A 13,706-nucleotide genomic window follows, 5' to 3' on the forward strand; every position below is an offset into this window, starting at 1 on the left:
GTTGTCGGCATCGTTGTTGAGGTTGACTTCCTCGTGTGGCCGCGGGGCATGCCCGCGACCACCACGACGCGCGGGCACGTTGGCCACGCCGACCACCGCCTACCCGGGGCTGCGCCGGGTTCGTCGCCGGCCGCCCACGACGACCGCGAGCAGGCCGCCGGCGAGGGCGAGGTTCTTGAGGAAGTCGCCCTTCAGGTGGGTGCGTTGTGGGCCGTCGGGCTGGGTCCAGAAGGGGAAGGCGGCGAGTGTCGTGGGCACCAGCGAACCGGTGAGGGCCGTCGCGCAGGCCGCGGGGGCGAGGCCTGCCGCGAGAGCGGCACCGGCGGTGACGTGGACGGCCGCGTTGGCGCGCACCAGCTGGCGGTCCGTGAACCGGTCCAGGACCGGGGCCGTATGACGGCACTGCTTCAGGAAGGTCTCGGCCGCCTGCGCGGGGCCGTCCGGGTGCCGCCACACGTGGCGGCCCCCGGAGACGAAGACGGCGGCCAGCGCGAGACGGGAGAGCGCGCGACCCACGTCGTCGTAGCGCGGTGGTGTCTCAAACATTCCATGGATCCGTTCGCAGATGGCGGTCGAAGAAGCGCTCGATGAGAGCGGGGGTCAGGAGCACCGAGCGCTCGGCGTCCGGGGCGAGGGAGGAGGAGAGCAGAGCGGCCGTCATGGGGTGCAGTTCCCAGTCGCCGGTGTTGAGGAAGCCGTGGTCGGCGCCGTGGACCAGCAGCAGATGGGACTCGGCACCCACGGCGACCAGGGCGTCGTGGAGCCGGCGGCTCTGTGCCGGGCCGATGAGGAGGTCGGCGTCGCCGTGCAGCAGGAGCACGGGCGGCACGCCCGGGTGGGCCTGCCGGGCGGGGCTGGCCTGGGCGGCGGTGGCGGCCCGGTCCGACGGGCGTCCGCCCAGCAGGCCCCAGGCCGGATCGGATGGATCCACGCCCAGCACTCCACCGGGCAGAGCGTCGTCATTGAGACGCAGCAGATCCGTGGGGGGATAGCCCGCGACCACGGCGCGTACGCCGGGCGCCGCGGGGGAGGCGTCGGCGTCGGACGCGAAGGCCGCGAGCAGCGCCAGGTGCGCGCCGGCGGAGCTGCCCCACAGCCCGATCGACCCCCGATCCAGACCATGGGTGTCCGCCGTGTCATGCAGATGCCGCAACGCGGCGAGGACGTCGTGCAGTTGGGCCGGCCAGCGAGAGACCTCGGAGGACCGGTACTCGACGTCCGCCATGGCGTACCCGCGTTCGGCGAAGAGCCTGGGCAACTGAGGCCCGTAACCCCGCCGTTGGGTGCGCCAGCCACCTCCCGGAAGCCACACGATCACCGGGGCGGGGGTGGGTGCGGACCGCGGCAGGTACAGGTCCATCCGTAGTTCCGTCCGGCCCTGGGCGCCGGACGGTGTGCTGAACACGATGTCGCGCACCACGTGTACGGGAGCCGGGTCGGGCCGCTCGGGAGAGCGTGGTGCCCGGCTGAGCCCCTCCATGTATCGGCCCATGACGTCGGCGTTGTTCGCCAGCACAGGCGTGAGGTCGCAGGTGTGCGGCTGCTGTGAGGTGTCACTGGTCACCGGCTTGTCCCGTCGCGGTCACGGCCAGGAGAGGGAGGGTGCGGCGCCTACGGGCGCGGTGTTCGGTGAGCCGCTGCTGGTAGTGCGGGGCGAGCAGGTCCGGGGTCCACTCCATGTCGTGGTCCAGCGTGACGTCGACACCCGTGACACCGGGCAGTTGGGCGAGCCGCTCGCGCGCCTCGTTGGCGAAGGAGCCCAGCAGCATGCAGGTCGGGTCGGTGAGCCCGAACTTCACGCTGACCCGCTGACCGCCCGCGCCGTCGTCCTGGACCTGGATGTCGCTGATCAGCCCCATGTCGTCCATGCCGGCCGGGACACCCGCGGTGATGCTGCACGGGTCGACGATTCCGTTGAGCACGTCCCGGACCCGGGCCTCGGTGACGCCGCTCATCACGCCGCCCCCGGCGACGCGGGCTCGACCCTGCCGCCCCACGGCGGTGCCAGCTCGGGGGTGTCGAACTCGTCGCCGGCGATCGTGGCGCGCAGCTTGTCCTCGTCGATACCGTGCAGCCGCAGGAAGTTGCGGCCGAGGATGTCCTTCTTCGCCTCCCGGGTCAGCGGCTCCACGCCGCGTTCCTCGATCAGGTCCTGCGGTGTTTCCAGATCCCAGAACGCCTCGATCAGCGGGCGCGGATGGGCCGCGATGACGCCGGTGCCCCAGATGACGCGCTGGGCCCCATGAGGTACGGCGAGGAAGGCTCCGATCGCTTCGGCGAACCGCCGCGGCGCGGTGCGTGCCAGGGCGGAGGTCACCTCCAGGTTGACCACGACGTTCGGGGCACACTCCAGCAACATCGCCGTTTCCTCGACGAACGCCAGCCCGCCGTGCACCACCTCGAAGGTCAGGTCGGGAAACGCCGCCGCGGCTCCCTCGACGTCGTCGATCCGCAGCGCATGGGCCGGGCCGGGCCCGACCGGGAGTGCCTTGTGGATGCCTATGACCTTGAGCCCGCGCTCCCGGGCCCGTTCGAACACCGGGAAGCACACCTCCGGGTCGCTCATGTCCAGCGAGGTCACCCGGCCCTCGACCAGGTCGATCGGGTAGAGCTTGAGAGCGTTCACGTGGTGCTCGTCGACCAGCTCGTCGACACGGTCCACCGCGCCGGGCCGCAACGGGGACACCGCGCCGTACACCAGCACCCGGTTCGGCCAGAGCTCCCGCATGGCGAGGCCGGTGGACAGCGCGGAGCCGCCGTCGCGGAAGTGCCCGTAGATCGGTGTCTCGTGGTAGACGATGACGTCGGACTGGCTCTCCGCCAGGATCGCCCGGCCGATGGCTTCGGCGCCCGCGCCGTGGTCCAGGTAGAGCGACTTCTCGATGGCGTAGCCGGGCCCGCCGAACCGCTGGTGCTGGTGGTACATGTGCTCGCCGATCGCGCGGCCGAAAGCCGGGTTGACGCAGTTCTCGGGCAGGAAGTTGTAGTCGTGGGCCACACCCTCGACCACCAGGGTATTTTCGATCATCATCTGCTCCTTCCGCTGTTGTCCCTCGAGACAGGCTTGGCTGTTCGCGCTTACGCCAGCAGCGCTGCGATGCGCTTCAGCGCCTCGATCGCGAGGCGGTCGTCGGTGGCCCCGTCGGCACCACCCACCCCGATGCCTCCGATGACCTCGCCGTCGTCCACGGTGATGGGCACGCCGCCCGGCACCGGGAGGAGATGGGCGTCGACGAGGTGCACGGGCGCGACCGCCATCGCGGGGGACGCGGCGAAGTCGGCGAACGTCGAGGTCGGCAGGCCGGTGACGGCGGCGGTGTAGGCCTTGCGGCGTGCGGTCTCGACGCCGATGGGGCCCACCCCGTCGTCGCCGAGCAGCACCTTGGTGACGCCGCCGCGGTTGACGACCACCACGCAGATGCGTGCGCCCTCGGCCCGGGCCGCCTCCAGCGCGGCCTCGGCCGCCCCGTACGCGATGGTGTAGGTCAGGGGCTCCCTCATCCTGCGGTCCTTTCACTTCAGCGGGGTGACGGTGGCAGCGGAGCCGGCCGGCGCTGCCGGGACCCCGCGGATCAGGTCCGACGCCTTCTCGGCGACGGCGATGACGGTGGCGTTGATGTTCGCCCCGGGCACGCTCGGCAGCACCGACGCATCGACGACGCGCAGTCCGTCGACGCCGCGCACCCGCAGGTCGGGGTCGACGACGGCGTTCTCGGAGGTGCCGATGGCGCAGGTGCCGCAGGCGTGGTTGGCGGAGTAGCCGCTCTCCCGCAGATAGCGTTCGAAGTCTTCGTCGGTGCGCACGTCGGGGCCGGGTGCGAGCTCCACCCCGATCATCGGGGCGACCTCGGGACTGCGCAGGATGGCCAGCGTGGTGCGCACGGTCTCCCGCAGGGTGACGACGTCCTCCGGCTCGGTGAGGAGGTTGAACGTGATGCGCGGAGGGGCGGTCGGGTCGGCCGACCGCAGCCGGACCTCGCCGCGGCTGCGGGGGGTCGCGACGGCGTTGAGGGCCACGCAGTGGCGGTCTCGCAGCGGTCTGACGCCGGGGAACCAGGGCCGGGCGCTGAAGCCGCCGGCCAGGATGCCGAGGAACCCGTCGGGACGGTCCAGGCCGGCGCGGGTGCGGACGTACGCGGACAGGAACTCGGGCATCTGGGCCAGCGGACCGCTTCCGGTGGTGAACCAGCGGACCGCGCCCAGCACCAGTCGGTCCGCGCGCAGGTGCTCGTGGAAGGTCACTGCATCCTTGACGTCGAACAGCACGGGCGCCGCCGGATGCTCCTGGAGATTGGCCCCGACGCCGGGAAGGTCCATCACCGTGTCGACGCCGAGTTCGCGCAGCTGGTCCGCCGGACCGATGCCCGAACGCATCAGCAGCTGCGGCGAGTTGTAGGTACCGGCGCACACCACGACCTCGCGGGCTGCCCGGACGATCCGACTGCGTCCGCCCTCCAGGACACGGACGCCCGTCGCGCGTCCGTTCTCCAGCACTACCGTGTCCACCAGCACCCCGGTGAGCAGGGAGAGGTTCGGGCGTCGCCGCAGAGCGGGGCGCAGGTAGGCGGCCGCGGTGCTGTGCCGCCGGCCACGGTGGATGGCGTTCTCGATCTGGCCGGCGCCGGTGGGGTCGCCGCTCTGGGTGTCGTCCGGGAACTCGATGCCCAGTGATCGGGCCGCGCGGTCCAGACGCCGGCCGAAGGTGCCTCTTCGCACGGAGGTCGACACGGTGACGGGCCCGTACCCGCCGTGGTGCTCGGTGTCTCCGCGCCAGCTGCTCTCGGAGCGGCGGAAGTAGGGGAGCAGGTCGTCCCAGCCCCAGCCGGTCGCACCTTGCTCGACCCAGTCGTCGTAGTCGAGGCGGTGTGCGCGGACGTGGGTCGAGCCGTTGATCGAACCGGTGCCGCCGACCAGTCGGCCACGCGGGATCGCTATCCGTCTGCCGTTCAGCCCCGGCTCGGGCTCCGACTCGTATCCCCAGTTGATCTCCTTGCGGCCGGACAGCAGACCGACGCCCAGGGGCAGCTGGACGAGCAGGTTACGGTCAGCGGGCGGGCCGGCCTCGATCAGCAGCACGCGCGTCCCGGCATCGGCGGACAGGCGCGTGGCGAGGACGCAGCCAGCCGAGCCCGCGCCGACCACGACGTAGTCGTACTCGGCGCCGTGCCCGGCGCTCATGCGGAAGGTCCGGACATCATCGTCTCCTTCGGCTTCGGACGAACGCGCGGTGGAGGCGGGAGGCGAGGGGGATCGCGGGGAGGCGGTCGCTCGTGCGGCGCGTTCTCAGGTGTGATCGCGAGGCGGCAGGCGGGCCGCGAGCGGCTCCTCGCCTCGGCGCCGGCTCAACGTAACAGGGCTCTCGGCGATCCGACAGAGGTTCTGCAAGTAATTCATCAAAGCAGGTCAGGGCGATTGACAGTTTTTCATCAGGGTCGTACAACGGCAGGAGCGCCATGTGGGCCGCACCGCTCGCCGCACGGTGTCCGCCCCTCCAGCGGCCCTCATCCACGTGTCCCCGCTGCCTCAACGCCGAGGAGATGGTTCAGCATGACCGACACGACCGTGACCGACACGGGAACCGGCTACGGGCGCAAGCCCTCCTCTCACGACGCCCGCCTGACCGAGGTCGGCCCTGGCACGCCGATGGGCGAGGCACTGCGTCGCTACTGGCAGCCGATCGCCAGCTCCACCGCGCTCACCAGCGACGTTCCGCACCGCGCCCGCCTCCTGGGCGAGGACCTGCTCGTCTTCCGGGACGGCCAGGGCCGCGCCGGTGTCGTCTTCGAGCGGTGCGCCCACCGCGGTAGCAGCCTCTTTTACGGCCGCATCGAGGAGGACGGCATCCGCTGCTGCTACCACGGCTGGAAGTTCGATGTGCGGGGCCACTGCCTGGAACAGGCCTGTGAACTCGAAGGCGGCCGCCGCCGCAACCTCGCGCGCCAGCCGTGGTACCCGGTGGAGGAGCGGTACGGCCTGGTCTTCGTCTACATGGGGCCGCCCGAGCTCAAGCCCCCGCTGCCGCGCTTCGACAGCCTGGAACCCCTCGATCAGGGCGAGAGCTACTACACCAGCTGGATGGTGCCCGGCGCCGAGGTCGTCGGCATGGAGCAGGACTACAACTGGCTCCAGCTGTTCGAGAACGCCGTCGACCCCGTGCACGCCTCGTGGCTCCACTCCAACCACAGCGGGTTCCAGTTCCAGGGCACCGGGACGACCGGCTTTCCGGAGAGCTACTACGACTACCGCACCGCCGCGGAGCGCACCACCTACCACCGGACCGACCACGGAGTGAAGTACATCTGGCGCTACCCGGACGCCAAAGGCGCCGATGGCGCGCTCGTGGACCTGGACTGGTCGGTGGAGTGCATGGTGCCGAACATCGTCGCCCTGCCCGACTTCATCAGGTCGACCCCTGACGTCCGCAACGACATGCTGATGTGGGTGGTCCCCGCCGATGACACGCATCACCGGCTGGTCTTCTCCATCCGCTCCGCCGACCCCGACCGGGTCAAGTCCTTCGTCTTCGGCATCAAGCAGAACGGCAAGGACGGCTGGCAGCTGACCGAGGAGGAGCGTCAGCGCTATCCCGGCGACTACGAGGCCCAGTGGTCGCAGGGTTCCATCACTCAGCACTCGGAGGAGACTCTGGCCCCGTCCGACCGCGGGGTCGTCATGCTCCGGCGCATGCTGCGCGCGATGTTGGACGACGTCGAGGCCGGCCGGACCCCGCTCGGTGTCGGTACGCCCGGCGAGCCGGTGCGCCGCGTGGAAGCCGGCCTCACCACCCGGCGGGAGACAGGGGACGACGCCCGGGATCCGGCGGGGGCGGGCGAGGCAGCCGCGCCCACGGCGGCGGGGGCGTGACCGAGGCGTGAGCACCACCTGGACGGACGCGGTCGTCGTGGCCCGGTACGACGCCACGCCGAGAATCGCGGTCTTCGACCTCGCCCGGGCCGACGGCGGCGAGCTGTGGGAGTACGAGGCCGGCGCCCACATCGACGTACAGGCCGGCGAGGCGGGACCGGTCCGGCAGTACTCCCTGTGCGGACCTCCAGGCATCCGCAAGCAGTACCGGCTCGCGGTCCTCAACGAGCCCGCGTCGCGCGGCGGCTCACGAGCCATGCACGCCCTCGCCGAGGGCGACACGCTGCGCATCGCCGCGCCGAGGAACCGCTTCGGCCTGACATCCGCGCGCCGGCACCTGCTCCTCGCGGGCGGCATCGGCATCACCCCGCTGCTGTCGATGGCCCAGGCGCTCGACGCCGCCGGCGGCGACTACCACCTGCACTACTGCGCCCGCACCCGGACCGACGCGGCCTTCGTCCGCGAACTGGAGAACCATCCGAGGGTCACCCTCCACTTCGATGACCAGGCCCCGGACCAACTCCTCGACCCGGGACGCGACGTGGGGGAACCCGCCCCCGACACCGCGGTGTACGTCTGTGGTCCCGGTGGGTTCATGGACTACGTGCTGGGGCAGGCGGCCGAACTGGGATGGCCCGCGTCCGCCCTGCACAAGGAGCGCTTCAGCGCCTCGCCGACCGCCGCCGAGCCGGACGGGGGAGGGGAGGGCGGATTCACGGTGCGGCTGTCCTCCACGGGAGCGGAGTACGTCGTCCCCGAGGACCAGAGCGTCCTCGACGTCCTGCTGGCGAACGGCGTCGAGGCCCCCTACTCGTGCGGGCAGGGCATCTGTGGCGAGTGCATCGTACGGGTGCGCGCCGGCGAGCCCGATCACCGAGACGACGTCCTGACCGACGAGGAGCGCGCGGAGGGCCTGTTCACCCCGTGCTCGTCGCGGTCCCGGTCCCCGATCCTGGAGCTGGAACTGTGACCACCTCACCCACAGCGGCGACCGCCCGCCCCGCCCCCGCCACGGTGGAGGAGGCCGAGGCCGCCTGGCTCGCGGCGCAGACGCTCCCCGACCCGGAGCCGGCGATCCGCGCTCTGCTACACCCTGACTGCGTGATCGTCCACAGCCCCGTCGGCCACATCCACGGCATGGACGACTGGCTGGGGTACGCGGCACGTCTGGGCCGGACCAGCACGGTGGACACCTACGACGTGACCGTCCAGCGGTTCGGCGCCACGGCCGTGGTCAGCTGTCTGCAGGAGATGCGCGTCGCCTTCGTGCCCGAGCTGACCCCGTTCGTCATCCAGGCCGCCGTCAGCCGGGTCTGGGTGGCGGCCGAAGCGGGCGGCTGGCAGCTGGCGCACATGCAGCTGGCCCGGCGGCTCCCGCCGGGATGAGCGTCCGTGCTCCCGGCGGGCGGGAGCACGGCCACCGTCACTCTCCGGGCTCGGCGTCCACCGGTGGACCGGCCACCGGTGCGCCGCCCCCGGCCGCTTCGTCGAACGTCGCCTCGGCGAGCGCGGAGATGATCCGCGCCACCTGCTCGGAGTAGTGCTCGATGAACTCTGGCGACGAGGGGTCCTGACGGGTGAACTCGCGGGCGATCCAGGGGAGGGCCATCGGGGCGATCGAGGCGGCGAAGAAGGCGAGGGACACCGCCCCGACATCCAGGTCGGAGCGGAACTCGCCGCGCGCCTGCCGCTCCCGCAACTCCTCGACACTCTTGAACAGCTCGGCAGCGCGCTCGTCCTCGGCGGGCGGTGGCGTGTCGGGCTCTTCCCGTGTCAGCGTGCGGACCCAGCCCGGGTCTTCATGGGCCATGTGGCAGTACCGCCGGACGGCCTCGGCGTAGGGGAGGGCGTGGCCGACCGGCATCGCCGTCTCCAGCCACCGTCCGCTCAGCGCCTCGTACAGCCCGCGTTTGCTCCCGAAGTAGTAGGTGATCAGCTGATGGCTGACACCGGCCGCCTCGGCGATACGGACGACCCTGGCCCCGTCGAAGCCGTGGGCGCCGAACTCCGCGCCGGCCGCGGCCAGAATGGCGCGCCGGGTGCCCACCGGATCCCGCTGACGGTCGGGGTCATGGGGGTGCCTCCGGCGCTGCCGCCTGCCGGACGGTTCCGCTGACTTGCCTGATGTCGTCTCCTCCGCTGCCACAGGAACGACCTTACCGGCGACCTCACAGCGAGTCGTGCCGCGACCGTTGACACAGGTATGTATGGACGTACATTAATAACTGCTCGCCGCTGAGCGGCCCCGACTCCCGCGGAGGTTCTTCGATGTCGCTGCGCGTTGCCCTGCTGGCCCTGCTGGCCGCCCGGCCGATGACGGGCTTCGACGCCATGCGGCAGTTCGACGCCTCCGTCGGATACCTCTGGCACGCGCCGCACACCCAGATCTACGGCGAACTGCGCAAGCTGGAGTCCACCGGCCTGATCGAGGGCGAGGAGGTGCCGCGCGGCGAGCATGCGCGGAAACGCAGGTACAGCCTCACCGAGGCCGGCCGCGACCAGTTGCGGGCCTGGATGAACGAGGTCGAGGGACCGCGGCGTGAGCGCGACCCCCAGCGCCTCAGGGCCGCGTACTTCGAGTGGGCGAGCCCTCAGGCGGCACGGGCCCAACTGGAGGCGCACGCACGCTTCCACGAGGAGGCCATGGCGTCGTACGAGAAGCAGCGCGAGGACATCCTCGCGCGCCGGGTTCCCCTGCTCCTGGCCCGTCTGGAGCACACGCCGCCACAGGAGTGGGACGCGGTCGTGGAGTTCAAGGCCTTCGCGTACAGCGGTCTCATCGCCCGCGCCCGCGCGGAGGTGGAGTGGGCACGGGAGGGACTGCGGTTGCTGGACCGGCTGCACTCCGAGCGGCCCGAAGAAGAAGCCGCAGAGCAGCCGGGCACCTGACCCTGTGGCCAGGACGCGCCCGTCGATCGCTGTCGGCAACCGGAGACGGAGGTCTCGATGAATGCGGATCAGACGAAGATCAGGCAGTTGACGGAGAACTGGGCGCTGTGGCGGGACGCCGGCGACTGGGACCGGTTCGCCACCGTCTGGCATCCGGACGGATGGATGAGCGCCACCTGGTTCCAGGGCCCCGCCGCCGACTTCATAGCAGCCAGCAAGCAGGGGTTCGAGAACGGCGTCAGCATCCTGCACTTCCTGGGCGGCCACACCTCGGACCTCGCGGGGGAGCGCGCGATCGCCCAGACCAAGATGACGATCAGCCAGCGCGCCGAGGTCGACGGCGCGTTGGTGGACGTGGTGTGCACCGGCCGCTTCTACGACTTCCTGTCCCGGGACGACGACGAGTGGACGATCGTCCGCAGGCAGCCCATTTACGAGAAGGACCGCCTCGACCTCGTCGACCCCGCCGCCTCCCTCAAGCTCGACCCCGAGCTGCTCGCCCGCTTCCCGGTCGGCTACCGCCACCTGGGGTACGTGCAGACGAAGGCCGGCTTCACGGTGAAGCCCGGCCTGCCCGGCCTGGTCGGGGAGGCGGTCGACCGGCTCTACGCGGAGGGTGCCGCCTGGCTGGCCGGTTCCGAGCGTCCCGGAGAGCCCCGGTGACCCGCCCGGCACCGGCGCGGCAAGGAGGGCCCGCCCGCAGGTATCCCCTGAACGCCTGGTACGCGGTGGCCTGGGACACCGAGGTCGGCCGGTCCCTCCTCCCGCGCACGATCTGCGAACGCCCCGTCGTCCTGTACCGCACGGCAGCGGGAGCGCCGGTCGCCCTGGCGGACGCGTGCTGGCACCGGCTCGTCCCGCTGTCCATGGGCCGTCTCGACGGTGACGACCTGGTGTGCGGCTATCACGGACTGGCGTACGGCCCCCATGGGCGCTGTACGCGGATGCCGGCCCAGGAGACGCTCAACCCCTCGGCGGCCGTGACCTCCTACCCGGTCGTCGAGCGCCACCGCTTCGTCTGGCTCTGGCCGGGTGACCCCGCCCTGGCAGACCCGGCGCTCGTGCCCGACCTCCACTGGAACGACGACCCCGAGTGGGCCGGCGACGGCGAGCTGATCAAACTCGACTGTGACTACCGCCTGGTGCTGGACAACCTCATGGATCTCACCCACGAGCAGTTCCTGCACGCCGACAGCCTCGCCAACGACGAACTCTCCGACTCCGAACCGGACGTGGAACACGACGCGGACTCCGTTACCCTCACCCGCTGGATGCATGGCATCGAGGCGCCTCCGTTCCTGGCCATGCAGCTGAAGCGGAAGGCCCCGGAGTACCGCGGGCCGGTCGACCGCTGGCAGATCGTCCGTTTCACCGCGCCCTCGACGATCACCATCGACGTCGGCGTGGCACCCGTCGGCACGGGAGCACCGGAGGGGGACAGGAGCGCCGGGGTCAACGGCCACGTGCTCAACACCGTCACGCCCGCCGGCCCCGGCGCCTGCCACTACTTCTGGGCCTTCATCCGCAACTACCACCTCGGCGACCAGGGACTCACCAACCTGATCCGGCAGAACGTCTCCCGCGTCTTCGGCCAGGACGCGGACATGCTGGGCGCCCAGCAGCGGGCCATCCATGCCAACCCCGACCACGAGTTCTACAACCTCAACATCGACATCGGCGGCATGTGGGCACGGCGCATCATCGACGCCAAGGTCGCCGCCGAACAGGGCCGCGAACGCACCCACCCCGCCACCCTCGCGTCCGTCGCCGCGACGACCCGGCGGACAGCATGAGCGCCGGCCCTCAGCACGTGGTGGCGACCGCCGAGGCCGTGTATGAAGCGACGCCGGACATTGCCCTGATCACCCTGCGTCTGCCGATGCCGGCACTCGCCCCGCCGCCCGGCAGTCACCTGGACGTCACCGTCCGGCTGCCGGGCGGCACCGACACCCGGTCGTACTCCCTGGTCGATCTCGGCCACGACGACGGACTCCTGCGCATCGCCGTGCGCCGGCAGTGCGATGGCCGCGGCGGATCCGTGTGGATGCACTCGCTGCGATCCGGCGACGAACTCGAAGTTGTCGGCCCCGTCGACGAGTTCCCGCTCAACCCCGGTTCGGCCCCCAGTGTGCTGCTCGCCGCCGGCATCGGCATCACCCCCGTGCTCGGCCTCGCCCGGGCCCTGCGCGTCAGGGGCAGCACCTACCGGATCGTCTACGCCGGCCGCTCCCGCGACCGCATGGCGTTCGCGACGGAGCTGGAGTCCGCCCACCCCGGCCTGGTGACCCTGGCCGAATCCGCGGGCGGGGGGCGGGTGAGCCCCGCCGAGGTGGTGGCCGACGTTCCCCCCGACGGCGTGCTCTACGTCTGCGGGCCGATGGGCCTGCTCAGGGACGTCCGTCAGGCCTGGCAGCAGGAGGGACGGCCGCCCGCCGACCTCCGGTTCGAGACGTTCGGAACGAGCGGCAACCATCCCGCCCGGCCCCGGGCCGTCGACCACCGTGACGTGTTCCTCTCCTCACGGCAGAGGGCGGAAGGCCGTCAGATGTGCGCCTGCGTGTCCCGGATCGCCGGATCCGGGGTCACCATCGACTGCTGACCGCTTCCTCGGCGTCGTGGCCGTAGATCCAGCCGTTGCCCGCCAGCGGGTCGGACCCGGCCAGTGCCGCGTCGCGGGCCTGCTGCTCGGGCCCGTCGGGCAGGTGGTTGATGTCCCGGCGGGCGTGACTGACCTGCTGGAGGCGTGTGGTGCGTTCGATACGCACCGACTCGTACCGCTTCAGCGCCTGCTCCGGAGCGTCCACCGACGCGGCCAGGCAGCGCGCCAGCACCGCGGCGTCCTCGATGGACTGGGCCGCACCCTGGGCGAAGAAAGGGAACATGGGATGTGCGGCGTCACCCAGCAGCGTGACCCTGCCCCGGCTCCACCGCCGCAGCGGCGCCCGGTCCAGCAGTGTCCACCGCCCGGGGACACCACCGGCGGCGATGAGGTCCGTCACCCGCGGATCCCAGCCGGCGAACTCGGCGTGGAACTCCTCGACCGTGGCCGTCGCGCTCCAGGACTCGTCGGTGTAGTCCCCGGCGGGGGCGAAGGCGACCACATTGACGGCGCTCCCGCCGGCGATCGGGTAGTGCACAAAGTGCCGGCCGGGCCCGAGCCACAGAGTCTGGGCGGGCCGAAGGGCGAAGTCGGGCGCGGCGCGGGCGGGCACGACGGTGCGGAAGGCACAGATGCCGGAGTACTCCGGCGGTGTGGGCTCGGCCACCGCGCCGCGGACGACGGAGTGCACGCCGTCGGCGCCGATGACGACGTCGGCCTCCACTCGGCTGCCGTCGGCGAAGCGCAGCAGCACACCGTCCGGGCCGACGTCGACCGACGTGCACTTGGCCCCCAGACGGATCCACTCATCGGGCACGGCCGCCCTGACGGTGTCGAGCAGATCGGCCCGGTGCACGGCATAGGTGCGCTCGCCGTAGAGCTCCTCGCACACACCGCTCAGCTTCTCCACCGAGAGCACGGTCCCGTCCGCCCAGCGACGGAACTCCCACCCCCAGTCCAGCGGCACGGCCCGGCGCAGAAACCGCTCCGTGACATCGAGCCGGCGCAGCAGCCGTACGGCATTGGGGGCCGCGACGAGTCCGGCGCCGACCTCGGTGAGCGCGGGTGCCTGCTCATGGACGGTGGCAGTCAGCCCCGCGCGGCGCAGGAAGGCGCCGGCGGCCAGACCGCCGATGCCACCCCCGATGATGGCGATCCGCGGGCCGTGCACAAGAGTGGGCATGAATCCACTCCTCTTCCTCGAGGGCGAACGTGCGGTAGGACCTCGATCCTCACGGGTGACCCCCACCACCGAGAACCGCCATGTTCATTCAGTGGACATCCTCGTACGGCGGTCGCCACGGGGAGTGCACGGGGAGCGGAGGACTGATGCCCCGTTCCGGTCAGCCCGGTC

At 71.5% G+C, this 13,706-nt stretch carries 15 protein-coding genes; 7 read left to right on the forward strand and 8 right to left on the reverse strand.

All coding sequences use genetic code 11. The features are described 5' to 3' along the window. Positions 1-99 precede the first annotated feature (99 nt). From ACWY4P_RS48965 to ACWY4P_RS48990, 6 genes are read right to left on the reverse strand one after another with little or no spacing between them, the layout of a single operon-like run. Entirely contained in the window at positions 100-546 is a 447-nt protein-coding gene (locus ACWY4P_RS48965; RefSeq protein WP_456207255.1) for a DoxX family protein, read from the reverse strand. Beyond that, on the reverse strand, positions 539-1,564 hold the full coding sequence (locus ACWY4P_RS48970) for an alpha/beta hydrolase fold domain-containing protein (protein WP_456207256.1): 1,026 nt from the start codon (positions 1,562-1,564) through the stop codon (positions 539-541). The genes ACWY4P_RS48965 and ACWY4P_RS48970 overlap by 8 nt, the downstream gene beginning before the upstream one ends. After that, a complete protein-coding gene (locus tag ACWY4P_RS48975) occupies positions 1,554-1,955 on the reverse strand; it encodes a metal-sulfur cluster assembly factor (protein WP_456207257.1) in 402 nt (133 codons plus the stop codon). The genes ACWY4P_RS48970 and ACWY4P_RS48975 overlap by 11 nt, the downstream gene beginning before the upstream one ends. After that, entirely contained in the window at positions 1,955-3,031 is a 1,077-nt protein-coding gene (locus ACWY4P_RS48980) for an amidohydrolase family protein (protein ID WP_456207258.1), read from the reverse strand. The genes ACWY4P_RS48975 and ACWY4P_RS48980 overlap by 1 nt, the downstream gene beginning before the upstream one ends. 47 nt (positions 3,032-3,078) lie before the next feature. Beyond that, positions 3,079-3,501 carry a GlcG/HbpS family heme-binding protein gene (locus ACWY4P_RS48985; protein WP_456207259.1) on the reverse strand — a complete coding sequence of 141 codons (423 nt, stop codon included), beginning with the start codon at positions 3,499-3,501 and terminating at the stop codon, positions 3,079-3,081. A 12-nt stretch (positions 3,502-3,513) separates the two neighbouring features. Continuing rightward, entirely contained in the window at positions 3,514-5,178 is a 1,665-nt protein-coding gene (locus ACWY4P_RS48990) for a GMC family oxidoreductase (protein ID WP_456207260.1), read from the reverse strand. A 369-nt stretch (positions 5,179-5,547) separates the two neighbouring features. Between ACWY4P_RS48990 and ACWY4P_RS48995 the strand changes: the two genes are divergently transcribed. Genes ACWY4P_RS48995 through ACWY4P_RS49005 form a run of 3 tightly spaced genes read left to right on the forward strand, consistent with a single transcriptional unit; the run spans position 5,548 to position 8,250 of the window. Continuing rightward, a complete protein-coding gene (locus ACWY4P_RS48995; RefSeq protein WP_456207261.1) occupies positions 5,548-6,864 on the forward strand; it encodes a Rieske 2Fe-2S domain-containing protein in 1,317 nt (438 codons plus the stop codon). A gap of 7 nt (positions 6,865-6,871) precedes the next feature. After that, positions 6,872-7,834, forward strand: coding sequence for a PDR/VanB family oxidoreductase (locus ACWY4P_RS49000; protein ID WP_456207262.1), 963 nt, complete (start codon positions 6,872-6,874; stop codon positions 7,832-7,834). Beyond that, positions 7,831-8,250, forward strand: a complete 420-nt coding sequence (locus tag ACWY4P_RS49005; RefSeq protein WP_456207263.1) for a nuclear transport factor 2 family protein — start codon at positions 7,831-7,833, stop codon at positions 8,248-8,250. Before ACWY4P_RS49000 ends, ACWY4P_RS49005 begins: the two co-directional genes overlap by 4 nt. A 37-nt stretch (positions 8,251-8,287) precedes the next feature. Here ACWY4P_RS49005 and ACWY4P_RS49010 read toward each other — a convergent pair whose 3' ends face one another. Beyond that, a complete protein-coding gene (locus ACWY4P_RS49010; protein WP_456207264.1) occupies positions 8,288-9,010 on the reverse strand; it encodes a TetR/AcrR family transcriptional regulator in 723 nt (240 codons plus the stop codon). Positions 9,011-9,132: 122 nt separating this feature from the next. Between ACWY4P_RS49010 and ACWY4P_RS49015 the strand changes: the two genes are divergently transcribed. The 4 genes from ACWY4P_RS49015 to ACWY4P_RS49030 are packed head-to-tail and all read left to right on the forward strand — an operon-like array spanning position 9,133 to position 12,352. After that, complete coding sequence (locus ACWY4P_RS49015) at positions 9,133-9,753, forward strand: PadR family transcriptional regulator (RefSeq protein WP_456207265.1); 621 nt, start codon at positions 9,133-9,135, stop codon at positions 9,751-9,753. A gap of 57 nt (positions 9,754-9,810) precedes the next feature. Next, on the forward strand, positions 9,811-10,416 hold the full coding sequence (locus tag ACWY4P_RS49020; protein WP_456207266.1) for a nuclear transport factor 2 family protein: 606 nt from the start codon (positions 9,811-9,813) through the stop codon (positions 10,414-10,416). Further along, positions 10,413-11,546, forward strand: a complete 1,134-nt coding sequence (locus ACWY4P_RS49025; RefSeq protein WP_456207267.1) for an aromatic ring-hydroxylating dioxygenase subunit alpha — start codon at positions 10,413-10,415, stop codon at positions 11,544-11,546. The genes ACWY4P_RS49020 and ACWY4P_RS49025 overlap by 4 nt, the downstream gene beginning before the upstream one ends. After that, positions 11,543-12,352 carry a ferredoxin reductase gene (locus ACWY4P_RS49030; protein WP_456207268.1) on the forward strand — a complete coding sequence of 270 codons (810 nt, stop codon included), beginning with the start codon at positions 11,543-11,545 and terminating at the stop codon, positions 12,350-12,352. The genes ACWY4P_RS49025 and ACWY4P_RS49030 overlap by 4 nt, the downstream gene beginning before the upstream one ends. On the opposite strand, the gene ACWY4P_RS49035 is transcribed toward ACWY4P_RS49030, so the two are convergent. After that, entirely contained in the window at positions 12,336-13,535 is a 1,200-nt protein-coding gene (locus ACWY4P_RS49035) for an FAD-dependent monooxygenase (RefSeq protein WP_456207269.1), read from the reverse strand. The two genes, ACWY4P_RS49030 and ACWY4P_RS49035, sit on opposite strands and share 17 nt — an antisense overlap. Positions 13,536-13,706 lie beyond the last annotated feature (171 nt).

The sequence above is a fragment of the Streptomyces sp. LZ34 genome (genome assembly GCF_053890475.1).

What these genes read in the sequence shown, in the direction of transcription:
- ACWY4P_RS48985 (WP_456207259.1), bottom strand. Translation starts at nt 3,501, where the DNA reads ATGAGGGAGCCCCTGACCTACACCATCGCGTACGGGGCGGCCGAGGCC.
- ACWY4P_RS49030 (WP_456207268.1), top strand. Translation starts at nt 11,543, where the DNA reads ATGAGCGCCGGCCCTCAGCACGTGGTGGCGACCGCCGAGGCCGTGTAT.
- ACWY4P_RS48990 (WP_456207260.1), bottom strand. Translation starts at nt 5,178, where the DNA reads ATGAGCGCCGGGCACGGCGCCGAGTACGACTACGTCGTGGTCGGCGCG.
- ACWY4P_RS49015 (WP_456207265.1), top strand. Translation starts at nt 9,133, where the DNA reads ATGTCGCTGCGCGTTGCCCTGCTGGCCCTGCTGGCCGCCCGGCCGATG.
- ACWY4P_RS48975 (WP_456207257.1), bottom strand. Translation starts at nt 1,955, where the DNA reads ATGAGCGGCGTCACCGAGGCCCGGGTCCGGGACGTGCTCAACGGAATC.
- ACWY4P_RS48995 (WP_456207261.1), top strand. Translation starts at nt 5,548, where the DNA reads ATGACCGACACGACCGTGACCGACACGGGAACCGGCTACGGGCGCAAG.
- ACWY4P_RS49035 (WP_456207269.1), bottom strand. Translation starts at nt 13,535, where the DNA reads ATGCCCACTCTTGTGCACGGCCCGCGGATCGCCATCATCGGGGGTGGC.
- ACWY4P_RS48980 (WP_456207258.1), bottom strand. Translation starts at nt 3,031, where the DNA reads ATGATGATCGAAAATACCCTGGTGGTCGAGGGTGTGGCCCACGACTAC.
- ACWY4P_RS49020 (WP_456207266.1), top strand. Translation starts at nt 9,811, where the DNA reads ATGAATGCGGATCAGACGAAGATCAGGCAGTTGACGGAGAACTGGGCG.
- ACWY4P_RS48965 (WP_456207255.1), bottom strand. Translation starts at nt 546, where the DNA reads ATGTTTGAGACACCACCGCGCTACGACGACGTGGGTCGCGCGCTCTCC.